Here is a 25,122-nt window from a genome sequence, read left to right on the forward strand (position 1 = left end):
ACATAATTCACAATGATTTCAAAAGGCTGCTTCATCACGAGGGAGTCTCTTCTTTTTGATTCCATATGAAAAAAAATAGAATAAATACTTGTCCAATTTAGCAAGCATTCATTCTATTTCGGAAGTCTTTTTACTAGCCTAAATAGGCTTTTAGCATCCACAAGTGTTTTTGTAAGTTCTTATGAATCGAAAGAAGAACATCACCTGTTCCTTCATCTCCCGCTTCATCTGCTAATTTCATTGCATCCTGAAGCTCTTGAATCATTTTTTCAAAATCACTGCAGGTATCACGGACCATTCCGTCCTCATTTTCTCCTCCGTTTGCTTCTTGAACAGATGCTAACTCTAGGCACGCCTTCATCGTTGATACTGGTGTACCGCCAATGGAAAGAAGTCTTTCTGCCAGAACATCAACATTCTCGTTTGCTTCATTATAGAATTCCTCAAATTTTTCATGTAATGTAAAGAAATGATGTCCCTTTACAAACCAATGATAATGATGCAGTTTGACATATAGAACAGTCCAATTGGCAACTTGCTTATTTACGGCTTGAATTAATTCCTGAGTCATGTTTCATCTACCTCCTTTGCTTAAGATAACCAATAAATATTGCTTCATTCCTTAAAATAATTGGATTTGAATGGTATTTCAGAGGATTCTTTCCTGTTTCATGTTAAAATACTATTGAATAGAGGAGATGATAAAATTGGTAACTGTACTAATAATTTCTATTATTATTGTTCTTGTCGTATTAATTGTAAGTCTGAAGGTAACCAGTAAAGCATATCAATATAAGCATACAATTGATCCATCTGTTGAGGATCCAAATGATGCCAGCCAAGAACGGAAAACAGATGTATAAATGATGTTCAGAAAGGTATATGACCTATGGATTTGGATTTATATTCGTTAGTCGTCAGCATGATTTTATTTTTAAATATGATTCTTGCGGTAATTGTCATCTTTATGGAAAATAAGGATGCCGGTCCGACATGGGCATGGCTGATGGTCCTTTTCTTTATTCCGATTTTAGGATTTATCTTATATTTACTTTTCGGTCAGAATTTGACAAGAAGCTCATTGTTTGAATGGGAAGACCGAAAAAAAATCGGGATCGAGGAAATGATTGCAGAGCAGACATCCAGCTTCCGTTCCGGAAATTTTTCCTGCCATAATCAGGTAGCGGAAAATCATCAAGGTCTTATTTATATGTTACTCGCTAACAATGATGCGATATTAACCACAAATAATACAGTAAAAATTTTCACAGACGGCAGAGAGAAATTCGATGTGTTGTTTGAGGATATTAAGAATGCTCACGATTTTATTCATTTACAGTACTATATTTTTAAAAATGATGAAATAGGCTCAAAACTGATTCAATTACTAATTGAAAAAGCTAAACAAGGGGTAAAGGTCCGAATTCTTTATGATGATCTAGGCTCCCGGTCTTTACGGCGAAGAGCTTTTAAGGAGCTTCTTGCTGCTGGCGGTGAAGTGGAGGCCTTTTTTCCATCGAAATTCCCGCTTATAAACTTTCGAATGAATTACCGTAATCACCGAAAGCTTGTGATTATAGATGGGATGATAGGTTATATTGGCGGATTTAATGTCGGGGACGAATATTTAGGCTTAAATAAAAAATTCGGTTATTGGCGTGACACACATCTTCGAATTACAGGCAGCTCCGTCCATGCGATTCAAACAAGATTTATCCTGGATTGGAATCAGGCCTCACATCGGCATGATATTTCTTATTTACCCACCCTTTTTCCTACCGTTCAGCCAAAGGGTAATATCGCCATGCAAATTGTGTCAAGCGGTCCTGACTCGGAATGGGAGCAGATTAAATACGGTTATATCAAAATGATCCTTTCTGCCAGAAAATCCATTTGGGTTCAAACACCATATTTCATTCCGGATGAAAGTCTTCTTGACGCGGTTAAAATAGCTGCTTTGACTGGTAAAGATGTGAGAGTCATGATTCCAAATAAACCTGACCATCCTTTTGTTTATTGGGCAACATTTTACCATATTGGGAAAATCCTTAAGGCCGGAGCAAAGGTGTATATATATGATAATGGCTTTATTCACGCGAAAACGATTATCGTTGATCATACATTATCATCCGTTGGTACGGCAAATATTGACGTTAGAAGCTTCAGACTCAATTTTGAAGTGAACGCCTTTCTATATGATGAAGGTATTGCACAAGCCTTAACAGAAAGCTTTTATGAGGATTTAAAGGTCTCAAAGGAATTAACTCTGGAAGAGTATAATCGTAGAAGCTTGATCATCCGCTTTAAGGAATCTATTTCAAGATTGCTATCACCTATATTATAAGAAATAATACACAACAAAATAATAAATTTTTTGTAAAGAAGGATCCTATCAAATGCTTAAAGCAGTATTCATTGCGATCATCCGTTTTTATCAATTAGTGATTTCACCGTTAAAGCCTCCCATTTGCCGTTTTTATCCTACTTGCTCGCATTACGGTCTGGAATCCGTTAAACGGTTTGGTGCCTTAAAAGGAGGATTTCTCGCTCTTAAACGGATATTAAAATGTCATCCCCTCCATCCAGGAGGGATTGATGAAGTGCCTGCAGAATGGCCGGGTATTTTTGGAGAAAAAAAGAAGCATAAAACGAAGCTATAAAAAAGATGCTGTGACAAAGAAACTTGTGTTACAGCATCTTTCTATTTACTTTTCGTAACCATTTACGACTAAATCTAATTTTCCTGTTTCCGGATCAATAACTAAGCCGTGTACTGGAGTATTTTCCGGCAGCAGCGGGTGATTTTTAATAACATCAACGCTGTATGCGACACTTTCCTCTACGTTACTAAAGCCCTTCAGCCATTTTTGTACGTCTATACCAGAATATTCGAGTGTATCAAGTGTTTTTTGAGACACCCCACGCTCTAACATATTTGGAATAATATCATCTGCTTTCAATCCGCCCATGCCGCAATCATGATGACCGATGACAAGAACTTCATCAGCCTTCAGCTGATACACAGCTACTAATATACTTCTCATGACACTGCCAAATGGATGTTTTAGAATCGCTCCCGCATTTTTAATCATTTTAACATCACCGTTTTTCACATTCAGTGCACGCGGAAGCAGTTCGAGTAAACGTGTATCCATACAAGTTAAAATAACCATTTTTTTATTAGGAATTTTGCTTGTTGTAAATTCTTCATATTTTTTTTCAGCGACAAATTTTTCATTATACTCAAGGACTTCATCAAGAATTCTCATCATTCAAACACCTTTCAAATAGTTTCTCTCTTTTAGCATACAGAAAAATCAGGCAAAATAAAACAAATTTTTTGCCTTGCTTTTTATGGTTATATTTTGTAAGATTGAAATCGTAATGATTACGTATTAATAAAAATCAGGGGATATTTTTAAGTTAAATCGTAATTAATACGGTTTATGGAGATGAGAGGGGATACAAAATGAAAAAATGGTTACTATGTTTAACCGTCTTCCTTACAGTCAGCTTGTTCTTAACAGGCTGCGGAGGGACTGAAGCAGATAATAATGGTTCAAGTTTTGATAAACAATTGAAGGTTTATACAACGGTTTATCCGCTGAAATATTTCACTGAAGAGATAGGCGGAGAAGCTGTCAGTGTTGATACGATTTATCCACCTGGAGCAGATGAGCATACATTTGAGCCATCACAAAAAGATATGATAAAACTAGCCGAATCTGACCTATTTATTTACGTTGGGCTAGGTCTTGAAGGCTTTGTTGAAAAAGCAAAAGACACATTAGTGAATGAAAAGGTTACGTTGGTTGCAGCTGGAGATTCGATTCATATCGATGAACAGGCAGTTAATCACGCTGAAGAGGAAAATCATGGTCATACGCACGGCGATATTGATCCGCATGTCTGGCTTGACCCGATTTATGCGAAAGAATTAGCTGAATCAATTAAAAATGCCTTAGTTGAAAAAGATCCGGAAAATGAAAAAACATATGAGCAAAACTATGAAGCATTAATACAAAAGCTCGATGAACTAGACAGTAAGTTCTCAGAAATGGCTAAACAGGCAGGGCATAAAGAGTTTATCGTGTCACATGCTGCTTACGGTTATTGGGAAAAGCGTTACGGCTTAAAGCAAATCAGCATTTCCGGCTTATCTACCGCAAGTGAGCCTACTCAAAAAGACCTTGAATCTATTGTTAAAACAGCCAAAGAAACAGGCAGCAACTATATCTTTTTTGAACAAAATGTCAGCTCGAAATTAACTGAAATTGTTAAAGAGGAAATTGGTGCAGAAGCACTTACCCTTCACAATTTATCCGTTCTGACAGAAGCGGATATGAAAAGCAACCGTGACTATTTTTCGATTATGAACGATAATTTGGAGGCCTTAAAAAAGGCATTACACTAAGCTTTCTATAAGGCAGATAAAAGAGAGTTCCTCATGAACTCTCTTTTTATTAGTTATTAATCTTCATCATCATAGTCTATTTCAATGACCGCTCCTGTAAACGCATTGACATCAACTTCTGCTTCTCCACGATTTGTATGAAGTTCAACTTGATATTTTAGAATACCGTCATCATGTTCCTTTTTAATCCCAGTCATTTTTCCATTTACTGCTTTTTCGGCAATTGCAATGGCTTCTGTATCAGAAATTGCTGCTGCTGTTGTCTTGGTATTTTCTGCTGCAACTGAATCATCATCATGATCATCGTCACGATCATCGTCGTCAAAACCATCATCGTTCTGCTTTACTGAAGATGTTTTACCTGTAACAGCATCAATATAGATATCATAATCCATCCTATCCTTTTCAATTTCCACTTCATAATAGGATTTCCCAACCTTTGTTTCTAAATCAATACTTTCAACTATTCCATCAACTTCTTTAAGAGCAATCGTTTCTGCTTTTTCCATTGTGATGAATCCTTTTTTGCTTTGATCAACTTGTGTATTTGTTTCATTTTTTGCAGCAACTGCTGCAATAGAACCTCCCAAAATAACCGCTGCACTTACAACTCCAATGAATACTTTCTTTTTCATCATCATTTCCTCCTTGTACTCATTTCCTGTTCCTTACACTATCAATATATCCTTGAAAAATGAGAACAAGGGGAAAGATAGATTAGAAAATGATGAGAATTAGCGTAAAAAAGTTAATCATCATCATCATCGCTACCGTCATCATCCCAGGTCAGCGATTTAACCTCACCAGTAATAGCATTAATTTCTACTATTGCTTCACGGCCATCAGTCGTTTCGATATCAACAAAATAATAAGTAATCCCATTTACATTCTCTAGTTCTACATCATCGACGGTACCTGCCACCTGTTCCAGTGCAAGCGTTGCTGCTTCCTCCTCTGTCAAACTTTTCGACACGTTTCCCTCATCTTGTACAGGTGGTTCACTTGATTTAGTTGGTTCTACAGGCTTAGGCTGTTCTTCCGGAATCATTGTTTCATCCTTTTGTTTGATCTGTTTTAAAGAAGCTACTTCACCTGTTTCTCTATTAATAATGATCTCGTAAATTCCTGTACTTTTTTCTAATTCCATTACAAATAGATTATTTTTTTGATGGATCTTATTTACCTTGCCTGTATAGCGCTCTTCTGTAATTGCCTGAGCCTCCTGCTTCGTCAATACATCAGCACTTGTAAAAATAGGACCTGCTATTTTATTAAATAAGAAGAACAGGACAATGATGACACCCGCTACACATCCAGTCCAAAGCAATAGCTTTTTTTTCATTTTCTCACCTCAAATCAACCTGTTTCACTTATTATGCATGACAAAAATGAGAATCCCATGAGAATGATTCTACTTGGCATGGGGCAGTTCAATTCTAACAGTTGTACCAACACCCTCAAGACTATCAATAGAAAGCCTGGAATTCATTGCATCGGTAAGTTCCTTAGCGAGGGAAAGGCCAAGACCCGTCCCCCCCATCTGTCTACTTCTTGCTTTATCGACACGATAAAAACGATCAAATACTTTATTCAAATCCTCTTTTGGAATCCCTACGCCTCTATCCGCAATTTGAATAAAAGGATTCCCATCCTGTATGCCAACTTCAACGGTAATAACATCTTCGCTGTATTTTTTCGCATTATCTAAAATGATATAGGTAAGCTGTTTTAACTTTTGCGGATCAGAAAGAACAGTAATACCTTCCTGCTGCACATGAAAGCAAATCTCCCGCTGATAGGCATTTTCAAACGTCTGAACTGTTTGTCTGACATGTTCTTCAAGATCAATCGTTTCAAATTGGATATCCCATTCCTCATTATGCTTAGCAAGTAACAATAATTGTTCGACCATATCCTTCATCCGGACAGCTTCAGAATGAATGGCTTCAATTGACTCATGGAAAATTTCAGGTTCCTCAAACCCTCTTCTTTTCATTAGGCTGGCATAACTCTCAATGATGGTTAAAGGGGTTCTAAGCTCATGAGAAGCATTCGCAACAAATTGGTCCTGCTTTTGGAAATTCGCTTCTAATAAATCCATCATATGGTTAAACGTCTCACCCATTTCATATAATTCATCCTTTGAACGGGATTCGAGCTGAATCCGTTTAAAATGGCCTTTTTTCCGAATTTCAGTCATCGTTTCAATCAATGATGTAATCGGATTTGTAATCACATTACTGAGCAGCCGGCTGGACACGAACAGCGGAATCATAGTGATAATCGTGACGGATAAAAGAACGAGCCTTAAAATGACCAAATCATCAACAGCACTTTGAATATTTTTCATGATTTGTAGATTAACAATTTTCCCATCCGCCCCTATCGTTGGAATTGATTGAAATAAATAAGTATGATCCTTATAAGAAATTTTTTCTCTTACTTCTTTCTCATAGTATTGTACTTCCCGGCTGCTCAGTTCTTTTTCAGAAGGAGAAGTGACGAGAGATAGACGTTTTTGCTCCGAAGATACGATTTGAATCATTCCGTTTATCGGAACATAGGCACGAAGCAGTTCATCTGTCTTAATTGCCCCCAAGGACTCACTTATGCCATCGACAATTTTTTCCCCTTCCGCTTGGGCCTGTTCTTTTTCTCCTTCCAAAATTAAATAGCTAAAAACAAAATAAATGGAAAAATTGATCAAGACAAATAAACCGATAAAAAGAAAAGTGGTTGAAAAATTGATTTTTTGGCGAAGCTTCATTTTCCTTCCCTCAATACATAACCGACCCCGCGAACGGTATGAATTAATGGATCAACATGAGCCAGGTCTATTTTTTTACGAATATAACGGATATAGACATCCACAACATTGGTATCTCCATAATAATCATAGCCCCAAACTGCTTCAATGATTTGTTCCCTGCTAAGGACCTGATGTTTATTTTTTAGTAAGTAGACAAGAAGATCAAACTCCCGCGGCGTCAGTTCAATTTGGTTGTCACCCCTTGTTACAAGCCTTGTTTTTTCATTCACACTCAAATCTGCTATTTGCAGGGCATCTGTTTCCTCTGCTTGCGATTGTACGGAAGGCTTCAGTCTTAAAGCAGCGCGAATCCTTGCCAGCAATTCTTCAATTTGAAATGGCTTTGTGATATAGTCGTTTGCCCCTAAATCAAGTCCTGAAACTTTATCTTCAACGGAGCTTTTCGCCGTCAGCAGGATGACAGGAGTATACGCATCCTGGGTCCGAATCCGCCTTAGTAGTTCAATTCCGCTGATTCCCGGCAGCATTACATCCAGCAAAATTAAATCCCATTTTTGATTTTGATATAATTCAAACCCTTTAAGGCCGTCATTTGCTTTTCCTACTTCATACCCTTCATAGACAAGCTCAAGCTCTAATAAACGCAATATTTTCTCCTCATCTTCAACAACTAGTATCGAGTTCTTTGTCACTTAGTTACCTCCATTTTCAGAAAAATCATTTATCCTTATCATAACCGATTAGCATGATGTATTCATGCAGGGAGAAAATTATTGTTAATAAACCAAAGAGGCTAACGTTTATCTGTCAGCCTCTTCGTATAATTAGCGTTATTCATTTAATAACTTACGAAGCTCTCTCCGTAAAATTTTCTTGCTGGCATTACGCGGAATGTCATCGACAAAATAGATTTCCTTAGGTATCTTATACTTGGCAAGCCTTTCTTCACAATAGCTAGTAATATCGCTTACCACTACCGATGCTTTTCTAACTAAAAATGCAACCGGAATCTCCCCCCATTTATCATCCTGTTTGCCGATAACACCAGCATCTTTAATAGCCGGATGAGAGGTTAGTACCCCTTCAATTTCTGCCGGATAAATATTTTCTCCTCCAGAAATGATCAAATCAGACCGCCGATCAAGAACAAATAAAAAGCCGTCCTCATCCAAATAGCCGATGTCTCCCGTGTGAAGCCAGCCTTCATGCAAAGATTTAGTAGCTGATTCTCTATTCAGATAACCTGTAGTAACATTTGGTCCTTTGACTACAATTTCACCTGGTTCGTTTGCAGCGGCTTCTTTGCCGTCTTGGATAATTTTTATTTGAGAAGGAAAAAGCGGTTTTCCCGCTGAACCTAGTTTTCGAAAGCTATCTTCTGGTGAAAGGGTAACTATTTGCGATGATGTTTCAGTCATCCCATATGTTTGAAATACGGGAATTTCTTTTTCAATACATCTCTCCAAAAGCGCCAATGATGCAGGTCCGCCGCCCAGCAGCATACAGCGAAAGCGTTTCGGAAGCCGTTCATTCTCTAGTTGATCGAGAATCATCGTCAGAGTTGTACTGACAACAGACATAATGGTTACCTGTTCGTCACGAATATCACTAATCGTCTCATTAACATCAAATCTTTCATACAAAACGATTTTCATGCCATAGATGATACTCTTCATTAAAATGGAATAACCACTAATATGAAACAGTGGGACCGTACACAGCCAGCAATCATTTTCATGCAGGCCTAAATTTAAGGCAGAGCCTGTTGCACTCCACCAGTGATTACCATAAGTTTGGATTACTCCTTTGGGATAACCGGTAGTACCTGATGTGTACATGATGGTACAAATTTCGTCTAAATCGATTTCTTCTATTATTTGCGGCTCTTCAAACGAAGATTGAATCAAATCTTCCTTCGTGAAAACAGATAAAGCCGGCAGACTTCTGCTTATGTTCTCCAGCTTATCATGAAACAGTTCCTCACTTAGGAAAAAGGCAGCTTTGGAATCGTTGATTTGCCAAATAATCTCGTCTGCTGTAAGGCGATTATTTAATATTACAGCCCGTACCCCAATGAGCTGCAGGGCAAGCAGAATCACGACAGAGTCAACATGGTTCTTTAATAATACAGCCGTAAACTGTTTGTTCCTGATTCCAATTGCTGTTAATTTACCAGCTATTTTGTAAGCATTATGATACAGCTTGGCAAAGGAGATCGATTCCCCTTTAAAAATGATTGCCGGCCTTTCAGGAGTTAAATAGGCCCTCTTTTTCAGCCAATTCGGCATCGATTGTTTCAAGTTTTTCACCCTCTTAAGAAAAACAGCCTGATGGATTTACCACCAAGCTGTTGCACTTTTTGTCAAATTGAAAAGTTGTTTTGTTAGTGTTCAGACCCCGATGTCATTAAGGAAAACGAGGGAACTTATCAAAGTCTGGCTGACGTTTTTCTTTGAATGCGTCACGGCCTTCTTTTGCTTCCTCTGTTGTATAATAAAGAAGTGTTGCATCGCCGGCAAATTGTTGAATTCCAGCTAATCCGTCAGTATCCGCATTAAATGCAGCTTTTAAGAAACGAATGGCAGTTGGACTCTTTTCAAGAATCTCTTCACACCATTTAATTGTTTCTTCTTCGACTTGATCAAGCGGTACAACTGTATTTACAAGGCCCATGTCTAATGCTTCCTGTGCATTATATTGACGGCATAGATACCAAATTTCACGGGCTTTCTTATGACCGACAATTCTTGCTAAATAACCGGATCCATAGCCTGCATCAAAGCTTCCGACCTTTGGACCTGTTTGACCAAAAATGGCATTATCAGCTGCAATGGTTAAGTCACAAACAATATGTAATACGTGTCCGCCGCCAATTGCATATCCTTTTACCATGGCGATTACCGGCTTTGGAATGACACGAATTAAGCGCTGCAGGTCAAGCACATTTAAACGCGGAATTTGATCCTCGCCTACATAGCCGCCATGGCCACGCACTTTCTGGTCTCCGCCTGAACAAAAGGCTTTATCTCCCGCACCAGTTAAGATAATAACGCCTACACTTGAATCATCACGTGCATATGCAAAAGCATCGATTAATTCCATTACTGTTCTTGGCGTAAAAGCGTTATGAACATGCGGACGGTTAATCGTAATTTTAGCCATTCCGTTATACGTTTCATAAATAATTTCTTCGTATTTACGTCCAGCAACCCATTCTACTGTCATAATAACTCCTCCTTCGTCAATGTTAGTAAGATTTCTCAAAAATTTGACAAAAACTCACTTACTATTGTACCAAATTTTTCAGGTTGTTCCACATGAATCGCATGCCCGGATTCTTTAATGTTTTTCCACTGTGCATGCTTCATCATTTTTACCATTTTATCAGCGATTAAGCAAAACTTTTGATCCTGGTCACCTGTGAGCAGAAGTGTCTCAATCTCCAGCTCTTGCAGCTTGTCCCACCAGGAAGGCTGCGCTCCTGTTCCCATGCCCAATAAACTATTGCTAAGTCCGATAACCGAGTTTTGCAGACGCTGCTTTCTTATCTCTTGCTGCTTATGAATTGGCATCTTCTTTTGCGTTGAAAAAAGAGGAATATTCCCCCAATACTTAACAAAGCTCTCGATGCCATTTTCCTGTATAAAACGACTAAGGTTTTCATCTTGAATCCGGCGGGTTTCCCGCTCCTCTTCGGAAGCCAATCCGGGTGATGCACTCTCTAAAATTAGCTTATGTACGTATTCGGGATAAAGGAATGAAAAACTTAATGCAAGTCTTCCACCCATAGAGTACCCTAATACATCAGCCTTTCCAATTTCCAATTGATCGAGAATTTTTCTTATATCCTTTGAAACGGATACGCTCTCATACCGCTGGACATCCTTTGGTGAAGCTGATTTGCCATGACCGATAATGTCAACTGCAATGACCTTATGATCCTTACTCCATTGTGAAAAAAATGGCTTCCAGGTTGTTGAATCCCCTGTAAAACCATGTAATAAAAGCAAAGGGAAACCTTCACCTATGCTCTCAACATGATAGTGAATGCCATCAATCGTTACATTCATCAGGCATTCTCCTTTTCAAGCATGGAGTTTATTTCCTGGGAAACAAATTTCCACAATTTTCGGTGTTCAGCTGCATTACTTTCTCGATTCGTTACAATTTCAATGACGCGCAGCCCCTCTTTATTTCTATCCTGTAATAGTGTCTCGGAAAACTGATCCCAGTTAGAAATAGATGTAAATTGTCCTCCATACATCTCAACTGCCTTACTGAAGTCCAAATCCAACGGAGTGCCAAACAGGAGTTCAAAATGCTTTGGATGTGAAGCCTGAGGTAAAAATGAGAAAATACCACCGCCATTATTGTTAATTAATAAAATCGTGATATTAACGTTTTGAAGCTTCGCAGCAACAAGTCCATTTAAATCATGGAAGAAAGTTAAATCACCAAGAATCAAATAAAGGGGCTGATGGATCGTTCCCACACCTAGTGCGGTTGAAACCGTACCGTCAATTCCATTTGCTCCACGGTTCGCGAAAACTTTCATGCTTTTTTCGTTAAGGTGATAGAAGGAATCTAAGTCACGTATTGGCATACTGTTTCCGACAAAGATTGCCGCTTCCTCAGGAAGTAATTCGGCCAGCTGATGAAAAAGCTTCCCTTCATTTAACTCTTCTGCTTTATCAATCGTATCGATTAAATTCTTCGTAAATGAGTTTACATTCTTCCACTTCTCGAAATAATCTGATTCGGGCATTGCTTCCATTCTCATCGTCATTTCTTTACAGAAAAGTGTTTCCTGACAGTAAACCATTTCCGTTGACACCAATGCTGGGTCTCTCCAGCCAATTCCACCGTCAATCACCAACTGCTGTACCTCATAATTTTCCTTCATAAAGATGGTTAAAGCTTTTGATACCGGCATCGAGCCGAAACGAATAATCAGATCCGGCTTCAAAGCTTCTTTTGCCAAATCATTTCGTAAAAATCCATCATACGTATCAATGATTGTTTTACCGTTATGAACCCCGCTCCGTAGCTGGGAAAGAGGATCAGCTAAAATAGGAAACTGATATTTTTCAGCAAATGCTGTGACTGCCTCAGCAAAGCCGTTTTCTTCCATTTGTCCGCAAACAATGATCCCCCGCTTGGTTGTTCTGATCCTTTCGGCATAAGAATCAAATTCATCCTTACGTAAGGATACAGTCGGCTGTTGGATTTTCACATATCCATTCACTCGTTCCTTTTGTCTAAATAACTGATCATCATCAAGATTTGGAATAAGCGGTTCACGTAAAGGAAAGTTTAAATGCACCGGACCCGATGGTGCCTGGGTGGCAGCAGCTACAGCTCTCGCACAAACCATGCGGGCGTAACGAATCATTTCCTTAGTGGATTCCGGCGGCGCCATCTCAACAAACCATTTTACATGCTTTCCATAAAGATGAATTTGATCGATTGCTTGAGGCGCTCCTACATCACGCAACTCATGAGGCCGGTCAGCTGTTAAAACAACTAATGGTACACGCGAAATATTTGCTTCGACAATAGCCGGATAATAGTTAGCCGCAGCAGTTCCAGACGTACATAAAAGAACAGTCGGCCTTTTTGCTGCTTTAGCTATTCCTAACGCAAAAAACGCAGCTGATCTTTCATCTACATGGATATGAAGCTTTAAACCCGGATGTTCGGCCATCACCATCGCAATCGGTGTTGACCGTGAACCAGGACTGACAACGACATCCGTAACACCGGACTGTACAAGTTCTGCTACAAAAGAAGCTATATAGCCTGTTAGTGCTTCCTGATGATTCATGATTTGATTCCTCCAAGTGCTGATAGCATCGGTTTAAATTTAATATTCGTTTCTTCATATTCTGTCTCGGCAATTGAATCCTCAACCAAGCCGCAGCCGGCAAAAATAGAAGCCTCATTGCCTTGAATTAATCCGGAACGAATCGCAACAGCAAACTCACCGTTTCCTTTATAATCCAGCCAGCCTATTGGACCTGCAAAAAATCCGCGGTCTAATTCCTCTACTTCTCTAATTTTTGCAACAGCAGGCATCTTGGGAAGTCCGCCGAGAGCTGGTGTCGGATGTAGTTTTTCTACTAGGGAAAGAAGCGAAGTATGTTCATCAGCTTTGCCAATTACAGGCGTATATAAATGTTGAATATGTTTTAATTTAAGCAATTGAGGCTTGGATGGAAGAGTGACTTTGCTGCAAGTATCTTCCATAGCTTCTTTAATCATATCAACAACATATTGATGCTCAATTAAATTTTTGTCATCTGTTAACAGTGAATGTCCAAGCTGTTCATCCTCTGCCTCATTCTTACCCCGGGCAATCGAACCAGCCAAACAGGTCGAAAATACTTGGTCTTGGTCTTTTTTCACTAAACGCTCTGGTGAGGCACCAATAAAACAATCACCCTCTGATTCAAGCGCAAATACATAGCTATTCTTCTGTTCATTAAGCAAGCGGTCAAGAACAGGTTCGATTTGTATTTTCCTATTAAATACAAGCCGGAGTTCTCTTGCTAATACGACCTTTTTAAGCGGGCCTTTTTTCAATCCTTCAACGACCTGTGTAACGGACTGTTTCCAAGCGTCCGGCTTTACTTCCAGCTGATCAACGAGAGAGATCGGGTCAAACATGAAATGCTTTCTTGCCCCTGCCAACAGCTCCTGCCGCTCATTTTCAACAGCCGTATAAAAGGTAGCGTCATGTTCCTCCTTACAAACAACATTGGTTGTTAAATAAGTTTGACCTTCCATGATGCTTAACATAAAACGAGGAATATGAAATAAGGAAGAAGAAAATTTTGACCAAAGCATTGTTTTTTCTTTATCCGGATCAAACGAAAAACCGCCAAAAGCAGTCGGCCCCGTTCCCTGTACATGCACATCATCAAAAATAATCGCTTGATCGATAAACTGCCCCCACTCCTTTTCAACATGAAAAAAGCGGTCAGTTGCCTGATCCGATGCGATTTCTTTACATATTCCTAAACCTATCATGTAACGTTCTTGTGAAGGGTGTTTCCAAAAAAATCTTTTACCGCCATATTTTTCTTTTCCGGCTGCAAAAAATGAAAGAGGTGAACAGGAGTCAATTTTTTGTACCTCGCTCACCAATATGGAGGCAGAATTTTTTTTTGCCTTTTCTATTGCTGCTTGGATCCCTTCTTTTAGTTCCGTCCGTTGAATGGTAACCAAAAAAATCCCCTCCAATAACAGTCGATCTATTTAAGTTAGTTTTATAAACTTACACAAATACACTCAAATATCATAACATATTACCTTAGCTATGACTATTATCTCAAGCTGTTAGATATGAATCGATCGTGTATCTTTTATACAGTTTCTATATGATATTACAATAATATGGTTGTTTTTATAGCTGTAAAGAGTTACCATTCGATTTTTACCACAAATATTCCATTTTAGAAAGTAAAGTTGTTGACACAAACTGGCTCTTTCCATAAACTTAAATTGTAACGAAATGTTCAAATTCGGGACTATTTAGAAAATTTGTTTCTGATACATAAAGATAGAAAATAAAGGTATATTCGTAACCATATATTTTTCTAGCAAAGAAATAGGAGGAATTTAGATGGATTCGCAGGCACAGTCAATGACTTCTCCAATTTCCAAACAAAAAAATTGGAAGGTATGGTGGAGATTAACCAGGCCCCATACATTAACAGCTGCATTTGTACCAGTAACGCTTGGAACCGTACTAGCCATGAATGATGGCACCAGCATTAATTTACCACTTTTCCTGGCAATGATGGTTGCAAGCATTCTAATTCAAATTGCGACAAACTTATTTAATGAGTACTATGATTTTAAGCGCGGGCTTGATAATGAAGAATCGGTCGGAATTGGCGGAGGAATTGTAAGGGATGGGATTCAGCCAAAAACGATTATGAAGCTGGCACTCAGTTTATACGGCATTTCACTTATTATTGGAATTTATATTTGTATAAGCTCTAGCTGGTGGTTAGCTTTAATTGGCCTAGGCTGCATGCTAGCAGGTTATTTATATACTGGCGGGCCGGTACCGATTGCCTATACTCCTTTTGGTGAGCTTGCCTCAGGCTTTTTAATGGGCATGGTTATTGTGTTAATTTCGTTCTTTATTCAAACTGGAACGGTATCAACAGAGAGTGTTTTAACCGCTTCACCTATTATGATTTTAGTCGGAGCAATTAATTTAGCAAACAATATTCGTGATTTAGAAGGTGATAAAGAAAACGGACGTAAAACATTGGCTATTCTGCTTGGTAAAAAGAATGCCGTTGCCTTCTTAGCATCGATGTTTGTCATTTCTTATGTTTGGGTATTTATGCTAATTGGATTTCAAATCATCTCACCGTGGATTCTACTTGTTGTGCTTAGCATTCCAAAAGCGGTTTCAGCTATCAAAGGATTTATTCATAATACAGCTCCAATTCATATGATGCCTGCTATGAAAGCTACATCGCAAACAAATACATTTTTCGGACTTTTATTAGCCATTGGTATTTTTCTAGGAAACATGATTTAAAGCTTCTGCCTAAACGCAGAAGCTTTTTTATTTAAAACCAAATCATTTAGTTAACCAGCTTAGTGTACCCTAGCCTGATCAATTTTCCAAATATCCTTTACATATTCTCGAATGGTACGATCACTTGAAAAATAACCAGATTGAGCAATATTGAATAAACTCATCTTTAACCATTTCTCTCTGTTAACATAGGTTTGGCTGACCTTCTTTTGAATATTGACATAGGAATCAAAATCACGCAGCACAAAATATTGATCATTCTGCATGAGCAAGGAATCATAGATGGCCTCAAATTCATCGTCTACATTGGCAAAGAAACCGTTTGTCAGCTGCTCGACCACTTTACGAATCCGCTTATCATAATGAAAATATTCAATTGAGCGATATCCGTCATAATGCAACACTTCATCCGCCTTTAGACCAAAAATAAAGATATTTTCTTCTCCAACCTTGTCTTTAATTTCAACATTCGCACCATCCAGCGTTCCAACTGTCAAAGCACCGTTCATCATAAACTTCATATTTCCAGTTCCGGACGCCTCCTTACTTGCCGTGGAAATTTGTTCACTGATATCGGCTGCTGGAAAAATTTCTTCCGCGAGTGAAACACGATAGTTTTCAAGGAAAATGACCTTTAATCGATCTTGAACAGCGGGATCATTATTTACTTTTTCCGCGACTGTATTGATTAGTTTTATGATTTTTTTTGCATAATAATAACCTGGGGAGGCTTTGGCACCGAAAATAAAAGTACGAGGATGAAAGACATATTGCGGATCTTCTTTTATCCGATTATAAATATGCATGATATGAAGAACATTTAATAACTGCCTTTTATAGGCGTGCAGACGTTTCACTTGCACATCAAAAATGGTCGACGGGTCAATGAAAATTCCGGTCTGTGCTTGAATCCTGTTAGCAAGCTTTTGTTTATTTTGCCTTTTAATTTCATCTAATTGGGTAAGAAAGATCGAATCATGTTGAAATTCGTGAAGCCTTACAAGCTGCTCAGGCTGTTTGACCCATGCAGGACCGATTGCGTCCGTAATTAAATTTGCCAGCAGTGGATTAGACTTTAACAGCCATCTTCTATGGGTAATGCCATTCGTTTTATTGTTAAACTTTTCTGGAAATATTTGATAAAAATCATTCATTTCCCGTTTCTTTAATATTTCAGTATGAAGGGCTGCTACACCATTCACACTATAACTGCCGACTAAGGCAAGATGGGCCATCTTCACTTGATCATGAGCAATGATGGCCATTCGTTCAATCCTTTTCCAATCACCGGGAAACAGCTGCCATAATTTCTGACAGAAGCGCTCATTTATTTCGTTGACAATCATGTAGATTCTCGGCAATAATGGCTGAAAAATTCGAATCGGCCATGTTTCCAATGCTTCTGACAATGTGGTATGGTTCGTGTAGGAAATGGTCTGCGTCGTAATGCCCCACGCTTCATCCCAGCCTAAACCGCCGACATCCATTAGGATTCTCATCAGCTCCGGAATCGCTAAGACGGGATGTGTATCATTGATATGAATACATACGTGGTGGTGTAAATCCTTCAGATTGTCATGCTTTTTTAAGTAGCCTCTAACAATGGAGCTGATACTGGCACTAACAAGAAAGTATTGCTGTTTCAAACGGAGAATTTTTCCTTCATCATGTGTATCATCAGGGTATAAAAATTCAGAAACACTCTCAGTCTCCCTCTTATATTTTAAAATATCCTTGTGAAACGGAAACGGCGACGGCTCCGCACTCCATAGTCTTAGTGTATTTACCGTCTGATTATCATAGCCCACAACTGGAATATCATAGGGAACAGCTGAAATTTTTTCCGCATCTGTATGTTGAAAGACAAGACGTCCGTTTTCCTCAACTACCTTCACATCGCCCCAAAATGGGACTTCAATTGCCAGATCTGCTTTGCGAACCTCCCATACTTGTCCATGCCTTAGCCAAAGTTCAGGCAGCTCCACTTGATAGCCTTCGATAATTTTCTGCTCGAATAAACCATGTTTATAGCGAATCCCACAACCGTGTCCAGGCAGATTCAAGGATGCGAGAGAATCAAGGAAACAGGCTGCAAGACGACCAAGCCCCCCATTTCCCAATCCTGCATCTGATTCCACTTCTTCTATTTGTTTCAAGTCAATCCCCAAGTCGTGCAGACCTTCGTCAACAAGTTCCTCAATTCCAAGATTCATTAAATTATGACGAAGCAGCCTGCCAAGCAAAAACTCGATGGATAGATAATAGACCTGTCTCTCATCGGATGATCGATAGCGTTCATTTGTTTGAATCCAATCCTTGCTGACATATTCACGAATCATATGGCCCAATGTATCAAACTGGTCGTCTTTTGTACTGTCGGCAAAACTTTTTCCACACATCATTTCCAGTCTCTGCAGGAAATGTCGCTTAAACTCCTCTTTATTTGAGAACATACATTTCACTCCTTGAGACAAGATTCCGATAAAGCTCAAAATATTTAACCGCGGATTGTGACCAGCTATAATTCATTAGCATGGCTGTTTCTGTTAAATGGGTCCAAACAGATCTTTCATAATAAAAGTGGAGCGCTCTTCTAATTGTATATAACATATCATGGGCATTAAAGTTTGAAAAACTGAATCCATTGCCATCCCATGTATATTCATTAAAGGATTGTACCGTATCATTTAATCCGCCTGTTTCCCTTACAATCGGGAGTGTTCCGTATTTTAAGGCAATTAATTGTCCTAGTCCGCAAGGCTCAAATTTTGACGGCATAAGAAATAAATCTGCCCCGGCATACAGCTGATGAGCCAAGCCTTCATCAAAACCAACATAAGCCTTAAATTTATTTCCATACCGATATTCCATTTCACGGAAAAAGTGTTCAAACTCGGGATCACCGGTACCCAGTACAATCATTTGAATATCTTCCCGCATAATTTCATGGAATACAGCTCTAACCAGCTCTAATCCTTTTTGTTTTGTTAGACGCGTAATCATCGTTATAAGGGGAATATCTTTCACATCCAGGGCAAATCGCTGCTGTATATGTACCTTATTTGTTTGTTTATCCTGAATCAATGATGAGTGATAGGGTTGGATAAGGTTTGCATCATATGCTGGATTATAAATTTCTTCATCAATTCCATTTAGAATTCCTATTAGATCAGCCCTTCTTGCCGTCAATAAACCGTTTAGTTTTTCTCCATAATAATCCGTTTGAATTTCACTCATATAGGTCGGACTTACGGTTGTGATTTTATCTGCTGCAATAAGGGCACCTTTCATAAAGTTAATATTCCCATAGAACTCTAGCTCATCGATATGAAAATACCTATCATCCAAATTAAACAGGTCTTTTAATGCTTCCTTCGGCATAATACCTTGGAATTGTAAATTATGAATCGTAAAGATTGTTTTCATTTGCGCGTACTCATCGCGACTCTGATACCTTCTTTTTAAAAGAAAAGGAATCATACCAGTATGCCAGTCATGACAATGAATGATATCAGGGTAAAAGGAAAGCTGCGCTAGACTTTCCAAAACAGCTTGATTAAAATAAGCAAACCGTTCACCATCATCATCATATCCATAAAGACGGTCACGTTTAAAATATTGTTCATTATCAATAAAGTAATAAATCATGTTTTGATACGTATATTCTTCAATTCCGCAATACTGATTCCGCCAACCAACCTCGACAGTAAACTCAGCTTTTTTCTTCATATCTTTTTTAAACTGATCTGGAATGGTTCCATACTTTGGCATCATTATGCGCACATCAGTACCAAGATTCTTAAGTTCCTTTGGCAAGGAACCTGCTACATCAGCAAGTCCCCCGGATTTTATAAATGGAACACATTCACTTACGGCAAATAATACTTTCACGAGTTCATCAACGCTCCCTGTACTGTACCTTTTCGAATAACTAACGGTTTTTTACTTGTTCCGTTCATAACCGTTCCGGACTCCACCCTTACATCTTTATCAAGGATAGCCGAATCTATTACACAATTATCACCAATTTGGCATTTTTGCATAATAATGCTGTTGCTGATAACAGACCCTTTGCCAATTTTAACTCCGCGGGAAATAATACTATTTTCAATTGTTCCATTAATCATACAGCCGTTTGCAACCATCGCACTCTTGATTACAGCCTCTTTTTGATAACGAGTCGGCGGTTCATCCTTTACTTTAGTAAAAATTGGCTGTGTAGGAATAAACAAGTTATCTAATACAAATGGATGAAGAATCTTCATAGATGTTTCGTAATAAGCTAAAATGGAGTCTATTTTATATGCTAATTCGGGATATTCGTACGTACAAAGAGTATATGGCGCTAAGCCATTCACTACATCCTTCATACATGTGTACCCGGTTTTCTGTCTCTCTTCAATTAGTTCAATCAACAACCTCTTTTTGACAAGGTACATATCAAGTGATTGCCCGTTATGACAAATTTCCGTAATATCACAGCCCATATCTATATGCCTGTCAAGCACTGGCTGAAAATTCATATTAAAAATTGTATAACAATTGGCAATGATGGCATATTCCTGTGTGCTTTTGTATAAATAATCTAGATTGGCAGCAAAATGGGTAAAGGAGCCAATGCCTGCACTTGGAGTATCTAAATTAGGGGATGGAAAAAAGAACAAACCATCTCTCTTACGGTCTAACTCCCAATTTTTACCAGAGCCTAAATGATCCATCAACGAACGGTATTGATACTTTGGAAAAATCGCTACACTTTGAATGTTTGAATTCACCATCGAAGATAAGACAAAATCAATTAACCGGTATCTGCCGGCAAAAGGAAGGGCCGCTAATGACCGATGAGTAGTTAGTTCCTTTAAATCATCATAATAAGTTGTAGCATCGATAACACCTAATAACTTTTTATTCATGAGGTTTCCTCTCCTTTGTGATTGAAAGATGGTATCTCCCCCCGGTTCAGACAGCTTTTTAATTGCTTGCTATCATCTCATCTGTTACTAATACAATTTCCTCTCGATTGGCGTCTGCTTTTATGACAGTGTTATTAGGTATACACATATGTGAAGGGACAATGGCTCTTTCAATAAAAACATTCTCTCCGATAACAGCATCCGGCATAATAACCGATTCTCTTATCATCGATCCTTTTTTTATCGTAACCCCTTGGAACAGAACCGACTTATTTACGATTCCTTCTATGGTGCAGCCTTCATTTAGTAAGGATTCCCTGACTTCGGCTTCAGATGAAATATATTGCGGCTTTTGATTCGGATTTACAGAGTATATGCGCCAATCATAATCAAATAAGTCTAATTCACAGTTATCATCTAATAGGTCCATATTCGCTTCCCACAGGCTTTTGACTGTTCCAACATCCTTCCAATAACCCTTAAATGGATAAGCAAACAATTTCTTCTGGTCTCGAAGAAGCAATGGAATGATATCCTTCCCAAAGTCGTGTGAAGATTCTGTATTTTCAGCATCCAAGAAAAGATATTCTTTTAGAACTTCCCATTTAAAAATGTAAATTCCCATGGAAGCCAGGTTATTTTTCGGCACCTCAGGTTTTTCTGCAAAATCTGTTACGGCAAGATCTTGATTTGTATTCATGATCCCAAATCGGCTTGCTTCATCCCAAGGAACTTCAATCACCGAAATAGTACCATCCGCTTTCTTGTTAACATGATATTCCAGCATTTCCTCGTAATTCATTTTATAGATGTGATCACCTGATAAAATCAGAACATGCTCAGGATTATTCTGTTCGATATAATTTAGGTTTTGATACACCGCACTTGCGGTACCTGTGTACCACTTTACCTCTGAAGAAGCACTGTATGGCGGTAAAACGGTGACACCTCCATCCTTACGGTCCAAATCCCAAGTACTTCCGATTCCAATATAGGAGTTTAAGACCAGCGGCTGATATTGTGTTAAAACACCGACAGTTGAAATACCTGAATTGGTACAATTACTTAAGGCGAAATCAATAATTCTATATTTTCCACCGAACGGAACAGCTGGTTTCGCAATTTCTTTTGTTAGGGAGTTTAATCTACTTCCTTTTCCTCCTGCCAATAGCATAGCTATACACTTTTTCTTTATCATCGCCCTTTTTCTCCTTTCGGTGTTTTACTAATCTCAATACAGAAACCCCAAATGGCGGGATTGATAGCTTAATTGAATATGGTTTACCATGAAAAGCTGTTTCTGTTGCTTGGAGGACTTTTTTATTAATGACTCCTGAACCACCATAGCTGTCATGATCACTATTCAATACTTCCCGATAGGCCCCTTTAACCGGGACACCCATTCGATAATCGTGATAGACGGCAGGAGTGAAATTGCATACAAATACGAGCAAATCATTTTCTTTGTTACTTTTTCTAACAAAAGAAAAAATGGATTGCTCCACATTATTCACATCGATCCATTCAAACCCATCATGCAGATGGTCTAATTCGTACAAAGGTTTTGACCGTTTATACAATTTGAGTAATTTTTTAACATATGCTTTCATCTTTCTATGCATGTCATAATCAAGCAGATGCCAATCTAATTGTTCTTTATCTTTCCATTCAGAAAAATGGCCTAATTCAAATCCCATAAATAATAATTTTTTTCCTGGATGACCCATCATATAACCTAGCAATAGTCTTAATTGAGCGAATTTTTGCCAGTAATCTCCCGGCATTTTATCAAGGAGGGATTTTTTCCCATGCACCACTTCATCATGAGAAAAAGGAAGAACAAAATTTTCATTGAAGGCATACAGTAAGGAAAAAGTCATTTTCTCATGTGCTTTCCATCTATGTTCTGATGGAGTTTCCATGTAAGAAAGAACATCATTCATCCAACCCATATTCCACTTATAGTTAAACCCTAATCCATTGTAATGAACGGGAGATGTCACATTCGGCCAATCTGTTGAATCCTCGGCTATCATGAGAACAGAAGGATCATATTGAAATATAACTGAGTTTAACTTTTTTAAAAAGGCAGCACCATCATGATTTTCTATCCTGCCTGGCTGATTTGGCCAATAAATCAAGTTAGACACAGCATCCAGCCGAAAACCATCAACATGAAAATATCGAATCCAGAAAAGAGCACTAGAAATAAGAAAGCTTTGGACTTCATTTCTGCCTAGATTAAAGTTCGCTGTTCCCCAAACACGATTTTCCCTGTCGTTTTCATACGGGTAGTCGTATAAAAAAGAGCCATCAAATTTGTACAAACCATGAGCATCCTTACAAAAATGTCCGGGAACCCAATCAAGAATGACCCCTAAGCCGTTTTTATGACATTCATTAATAAAATACATAAAATCATGTGGTGTGCCGTACCTGCTTGTTGCTGAAAAATAACCGGTTCCCTGATAGCCCCAAGACATATCAAGCGGGTGTTCAATAATGGGCAAGAGTTCAATATGTGTAAAGCCTAATTCAAGAACGTATGGAATAAGTTCAGAAGCCAACTCACGATAAGACAATAGGCTGCCATCTTCTTTTTTCTTCCAAGAACCAAGATGAACCTCATAAATGGAGATAGGATCTGCTAGTAGATTCCGTTTACTTTTATAATTCATCCATCTGCTGTCTTCCCATTCGAAGCCAGCAATTGAATAGACAATGGAAGCAGTATTCGGTCTAACCTCCGCATAAAAAGCATAAGGATCTGCTTTAAGAAAGGACTCTCCTGATTTCGTTATGATCTCATATTTATATAACTTACCTTCCAAGTTTTCTTGCAAACAAATCGTCCAAATACCCTGTTTATTTATTTTATGTAATGTGCAGCCTTTTCCATTCCAATTATTAAAATCTCCAACCAATCTTACTTCTTTTGCATTTGGTGCCCACACAGAAAATCTTGTCCATTTGTCACTGCCAACCTCAATGATATGTGATCCAAAAAGTCTAAAGCTTTCATACAAGGTTCCTTCATGAAAAAGATGAACTTGATAATCTGATGGATATAACGAAGTTAAAGCCAAATTTTTCCCCACCTATACTTAAAGTAATCTACAGCATATACCCATATTAGGTTATATATTCTATTTAAAGAGAAAAAGTCCTTGAAATTGTTTTTTATTTTTTTCGACAATAAAATAAAATTATTTTCATTCCTCGCTATTATGCAACGCCAATTACTATGATTTGACATACTTCTTATAACTGTTTGAAATACTATGAAAGGAAAATACGATTTAACGGAGGAATTTTTATGAGTACTTCAGAAGAAGAATTTTTGTTGAGGAATAAGAAAGGAAAAGACCCATTTTTTGATGCACCAGATGGCAAAATATTAGCTTTTGACATATTTCGCGGTCCGTCCACCGGCTTTTTTTCAGATATGGACTTAAACAATCCTGGAGAAAAAATAAAAGATAAAGAAGAATTGACAGATTGATTTGAATGTCATAAGGAATCTATTCGTAAGATAATAAAAAAGCTGTTGACGTTAATGTCAACAGCTTTTTTATTATGACCCCTACGGGATTCGAACCCGTGTTACCGCCGTGAAAGGGCGGTGTCTTAACCGCTTGACCAAGGGGCCAAATGGCGGAGAAGGAGGGATTTGAACCCTCGCGCCGGTTACCCGACCTACACCCTTAGCAGGGGCGCCTCTTCAGCCACTTGAGTACTTCTCCATATGGCTCCGCAGGTAGGATTCGAACCTACGACCGATCGGTTAACAGCCGATAGCTCTACCACTGAGCTACTGCGGAATATTACTATTTTTAAAGTGGGCCTAAATGGACTCGAACCATCGACCTCACGCTTATCAGGCGTGCGCTCTAACCAGCTGAGCTATAGGCCCTTTATGGAGCGGGTGAAGGGAATCGAACCCTCGACAACAGCTTGGAAGGCTGTGGTTTTACCACTAAACTACACCCGCATAAGATTGAAATGGGGCGGCTGATGGGAATCGAACCCACGAATGTCGGAACCACAATCCGATGCGTTAACCACTTCGCCACAGCCGCCATCATGGTGGCTCAGGACGGAATCGAACCGCCGACACATGGATTTTCAGTCCATTGCTCTACCGACTGAGCTACTGAGCCTTATTAAAAATAACTGGCGGTCCGGACGGGACTCGAACCCGCGACCTCCTGCGTGACAGGCAGGCATTCTAACCAGCTGAACTACCGGACCAGATTGCGGGGACAGGATTTGAACCTGCGACCTTCGGGTTATGAGCCCGACGAGCTACCGGACTGCTCCACCCCGCGATAATAGAAAATATTAATTTGTACCATTTTTTTAAAATGGCGGAGGAAGAGGGATTCGAACCCCCGCGCGGTTTAACCCGCCTGTCGGTTTTCAAGACCGATCCCTTCAGCCGGACTTGGGTATTCCTCCAACATAA

22 protein-coding genes and 10 tRNA genes are annotated in these 25,122 nt (G+C 38.8%); 6 read left to right on the forward strand and 26 right to left on the reverse strand.

Annotated features, from left to right (window positions below; all coding sequences use genetic code 11):
- Positions 1 to 133 precede the first annotated feature (133 nt).
- Entirely contained in the window at positions 134 to 571 is a 438-nt protein-coding gene (locus R4Z09_RS23720) for a Dps family protein (protein WP_338449192.1), read from the reverse strand.
- A 127-nt stretch (positions 572 to 698) separates the two neighbouring features.
- Here R4Z09_RS23720 and ytzI point away from each other — a divergent pair, with 127 nt between their 5' ends.
- The 3 genes from ytzI to yidD are packed head-to-tail and all read left to right on the forward strand — an operon-like array spanning position 699 to position 2,660.
- A complete protein-coding gene (gene ytzI, locus R4Z09_RS23725) occupies positions 699 to 863 on the forward strand; it encodes a YtzI protein (RefSeq protein ID WP_422392213.1) in 165 nt (54 codons plus the stop codon).
- A 32-nt stretch (positions 864 to 895) separates the two neighbouring features.
- Entirely contained in the window at positions 896 to 2,344 is a 1,449-nt protein-coding gene (gene cls / locus R4Z09_RS23730; protein ID WP_338453341.1) for a cardiolipin synthase, read from the forward strand.
- Between the two features lie 52 nt (positions 2,345 to 2,396).
- The gene (gene yidD / locus R4Z09_RS23735) at positions 2,397 to 2,660 is read left to right on the forward strand and encodes a membrane protein insertion efficiency factor YidD (protein ID WP_338449194.1); all 264 of its coding nucleotides are present in this window, start codon (positions 2,397 to 2,399) and stop codon (positions 2,658 to 2,660) included.
- 45 nt (positions 2,661 to 2,705) lie between these two features.
- On the opposite strand, the gene R4Z09_RS23740 is transcribed toward yidD, so the two are convergent.
- On the reverse strand, positions 2,706 to 3,269 hold the full coding sequence (locus R4Z09_RS23740; protein WP_338453342.1) for a carbonic anhydrase: 564 nt from the start codon (positions 3,267 to 3,269) through the stop codon (positions 2,706 to 2,708).
- 200 nt (positions 3,270 to 3,469) lie between these two features.
- Here R4Z09_RS23740 and R4Z09_RS23745 point away from each other — a divergent pair, with 200 nt between their 5' ends.
- Positions 3,470 to 4,414, forward strand: coding sequence for a metal ABC transporter substrate-binding protein (locus tag R4Z09_RS23745; RefSeq protein ID WP_338449195.1), 945 nt, complete (start codon positions 3,470 to 3,472; stop codon positions 4,412 to 4,414).
- A gap of 56 nt (positions 4,415 to 4,470) precedes the next feature.
- Here R4Z09_RS23745 and R4Z09_RS23750 read toward each other — a convergent pair whose 3' ends face one another.
- The 9 genes from R4Z09_RS23750 to R4Z09_RS23790 form a co-directional block, all read right to left on the reverse strand.
- Complete coding sequence (locus R4Z09_RS23750) at positions 4,471 to 5,049, reverse strand: PepSY domain-containing protein (RefSeq protein ID WP_338449196.1); 579 nt, start codon at positions 5,047 to 5,049, stop codon at positions 4,471 to 4,473.
- Between the two features lie 113 nt (positions 5,050 to 5,162).
- Positions 5,163 to 5,756, reverse strand: a complete 594-nt coding sequence (locus R4Z09_RS23755) for a PepSY domain-containing protein (RefSeq protein ID WP_338449197.1) — start codon at positions 5,754 to 5,756, stop codon at positions 5,163 to 5,165.
- 69 nt (positions 5,757 to 5,825) lie between these two features.
- A complete protein-coding gene (locus R4Z09_RS23760; RefSeq protein WP_338449198.1) occupies positions 5,826 to 7,181 on the reverse strand; it encodes a sensor histidine kinase in 1,356 nt (451 codons plus the stop codon).
- Positions 7,178 to 7,876, reverse strand: coding sequence for a response regulator transcription factor (locus R4Z09_RS23765; RefSeq protein WP_338449199.1), 699 nt, complete (start codon positions 7,874 to 7,876; stop codon positions 7,178 to 7,180). Before R4Z09_RS23765 ends, R4Z09_RS23760 begins: the two co-directional genes overlap by 4 nt.
- A gap of 138 nt (positions 7,877 to 8,014) precedes the next feature.
- Positions 8,015 to 9,472, reverse strand: coding sequence for an o-succinylbenzoate--CoA ligase (locus R4Z09_RS23770; protein WP_338453343.1), 1,458 nt, complete (start codon positions 9,470 to 9,472; stop codon positions 8,015 to 8,017).
- A 118-nt stretch (positions 9,473 to 9,590) separates the two neighbouring features.
- Positions 9,591 to 10,409 (reverse strand): 1,4-dihydroxy-2-naphthoyl-CoA synthase, encoded by an 819-nt coding sequence (gene menB / locus R4Z09_RS23775; protein ID WP_338449200.1) that lies wholly within the window; start codon positions 10,407 to 10,409, stop codon positions 9,591 to 9,593.
- 35 nt (positions 10,410 to 10,444) lie between these two features.
- Positions 10,445 to 11,254 carry a 2-succinyl-6-hydroxy-2,4-cyclohexadiene-1-carboxylate synthase gene (gene menH / locus R4Z09_RS23780; RefSeq protein WP_338449201.1) on the reverse strand — a complete coding sequence of 270 codons (810 nt, stop codon included), beginning with the start codon at positions 11,252 to 11,254 and terminating at the stop codon, positions 10,445 to 10,447.
- On the reverse strand, positions 11,254 to 13,008 hold the full coding sequence (gene menD, locus R4Z09_RS23785) for a 2-succinyl-5-enolpyruvyl-6-hydroxy-3-cyclohexene-1-carboxylic-acid synthase (RefSeq protein ID WP_338449202.1): 1,755 nt from the start codon (positions 13,006 to 13,008) through the stop codon (positions 11,254 to 11,256). The genes menH and menD overlap by 1 nt, the downstream gene beginning before the upstream one ends.
- The gene (locus tag R4Z09_RS23790; protein ID WP_338449203.1) at positions 13,005 to 14,411 is read right to left on the reverse strand and encodes an isochorismate synthase; all 1,407 of its coding nucleotides are present in this window, start codon (positions 14,409 to 14,411) and stop codon (positions 13,005 to 13,007) included. The genes menD and R4Z09_RS23790 overlap by 4 nt, the downstream gene beginning before the upstream one ends.
- Positions 14,412 to 14,808: 397 nt before the next feature.
- On the opposite strand from R4Z09_RS23790, the gene R4Z09_RS23795 reads away from it, so the two are divergent.
- Positions 14,809 to 15,744 carry a 1,4-dihydroxy-2-naphthoate polyprenyltransferase gene (locus R4Z09_RS23795; protein ID WP_338449204.1) on the forward strand — a complete coding sequence of 312 codons (936 nt, stop codon included), beginning with the start codon at positions 14,809 to 14,811 and terminating at the stop codon, positions 15,742 to 15,744.
- 59 nt (positions 15,745 to 15,803) lie between these two features.
- Here the strand turns inward: R4Z09_RS23795 and R4Z09_RS23800 are convergent, their stop codons facing one another.
- The 5 genes from R4Z09_RS23800 to glgB are packed head-to-tail and all read right to left on the reverse strand — an operon-like array spanning position 15,804 to position 23,743.
- On the reverse strand, positions 15,804 to 18,197 hold the full coding sequence (locus R4Z09_RS23800) for a glycogen/starch/alpha-glucan phosphorylase (RefSeq protein ID WP_338449205.1): 2,394 nt from the start codon (positions 18,195 to 18,197) through the stop codon (positions 15,804 to 15,806).
- Positions 18,184 to 19,635: a glycogen synthase GlgA gene (glgA, locus tag R4Z09_RS23805; protein ID WP_338449206.1), complete on the reverse strand. Its 1,452-nt coding sequence runs from the start codon at positions 19,633 to 19,635 to the stop codon at positions 18,184 to 18,186. The genes R4Z09_RS23800 and glgA overlap by 14 nt, the downstream gene beginning before the upstream one ends.
- A complete protein-coding gene (locus R4Z09_RS23810; protein ID WP_338449207.1) occupies positions 19,632 to 20,657 on the reverse strand; it encodes a sugar phosphate nucleotidyltransferase in 1,026 nt (341 codons plus the stop codon). Before R4Z09_RS23810 ends, glgA begins: the two co-directional genes overlap by 4 nt.
- 58 nt (positions 20,658 to 20,715) lie before the next feature.
- On the reverse strand, positions 20,716 to 21,855 hold the full coding sequence (locus R4Z09_RS23815) for a glucose-1-phosphate adenylyltransferase (RefSeq protein ID WP_338449208.1): 1,140 nt from the start codon (positions 21,853 to 21,855) through the stop codon (positions 20,716 to 20,718).
- A complete protein-coding gene (gene glgB, locus R4Z09_RS23820) occupies positions 21,803 to 23,743 on the reverse strand; it encodes a 1,4-alpha-glucan branching protein GlgB (RefSeq protein WP_338449209.1) in 1,941 nt (646 codons plus the stop codon). The genes R4Z09_RS23815 and glgB overlap by 53 nt, the downstream gene beginning before the upstream one ends.
- A gap of 230 nt (positions 23,744 to 23,973) precedes the next feature.
- Here glgB and R4Z09_RS23825 point away from each other — a divergent pair, with 230 nt between their 5' ends.
- Complete coding sequence (locus R4Z09_RS23825) at positions 23,974 to 24,159, forward strand: hypothetical protein (protein WP_338449210.1); 186 nt, start codon at positions 23,974 to 23,976, stop codon at positions 24,157 to 24,159.
- A 75-nt stretch (positions 24,160 to 24,234) separates the two neighbouring features.
- Here R4Z09_RS23825 and R4Z09_RS23830 read toward each other — a convergent pair.
- The 10 genes from R4Z09_RS23830 to R4Z09_RS23875 form a co-directional block, all read right to left on the reverse strand.
- Positions 24,235 to 24,306: transfer RNA gene (locus R4Z09_RS23830), tRNA-Glu, on the reverse strand.
- Between the two features lie 3 nt (positions 24,307 to 24,309).
- A tRNA-Ser gene (locus R4Z09_RS23835) sits at positions 24,310 to 24,400 on the reverse strand.
- A gap of 3 nt (positions 24,401 to 24,403) precedes the next feature.
- A tRNA-Asn gene (locus tag R4Z09_RS23840) sits at positions 24,404 to 24,478 on the reverse strand.
- Between the two features lie 18 nt (positions 24,479 to 24,496).
- Positions 24,497 to 24,570, reverse strand: a tRNA-Ile gene (locus R4Z09_RS23845).
- A gap of 4 nt (positions 24,571 to 24,574) precedes the next feature.
- A tRNA-Gly gene (locus tag R4Z09_RS23850) sits at positions 24,575 to 24,648 on the reverse strand.
- Between the two features lie 12 nt (positions 24,649 to 24,660).
- Positions 24,661 to 24,736, reverse strand: a tRNA-His gene (locus R4Z09_RS23855).
- A 5-nt stretch (positions 24,737 to 24,741) separates the two neighbouring features.
- A tRNA-Phe gene (locus R4Z09_RS23860) sits at positions 24,742 to 24,817 on the reverse strand.
- Between the two features lie 14 nt (positions 24,818 to 24,831).
- Positions 24,832 to 24,908 (reverse strand) — tRNA-Asp (locus tag R4Z09_RS23865).
- 3 nt (positions 24,909 to 24,911) lie between these two features.
- Positions 24,912 to 24,985: transfer RNA gene (locus R4Z09_RS23870), tRNA-Met, on the reverse strand.
- A gap of 37 nt (positions 24,986 to 25,022) precedes the next feature.
- Positions 25,023 to 25,115 (reverse strand) — tRNA-Ser (locus R4Z09_RS23875).
- Positions 25,116 to 25,122 lie beyond the last annotated feature (7 nt).

Origin of the sequence: Niallia oryzisoli (assembly GCF_036670025.1) — a bacterium.
In the GTDB taxonomy this organism is placed as follows: domain Bacteria; phylum Bacillota; class Bacilli; order Bacillales; family Cytobacillaceae; genus Bacillus_BD; species Bacillus_BD oryzisoli.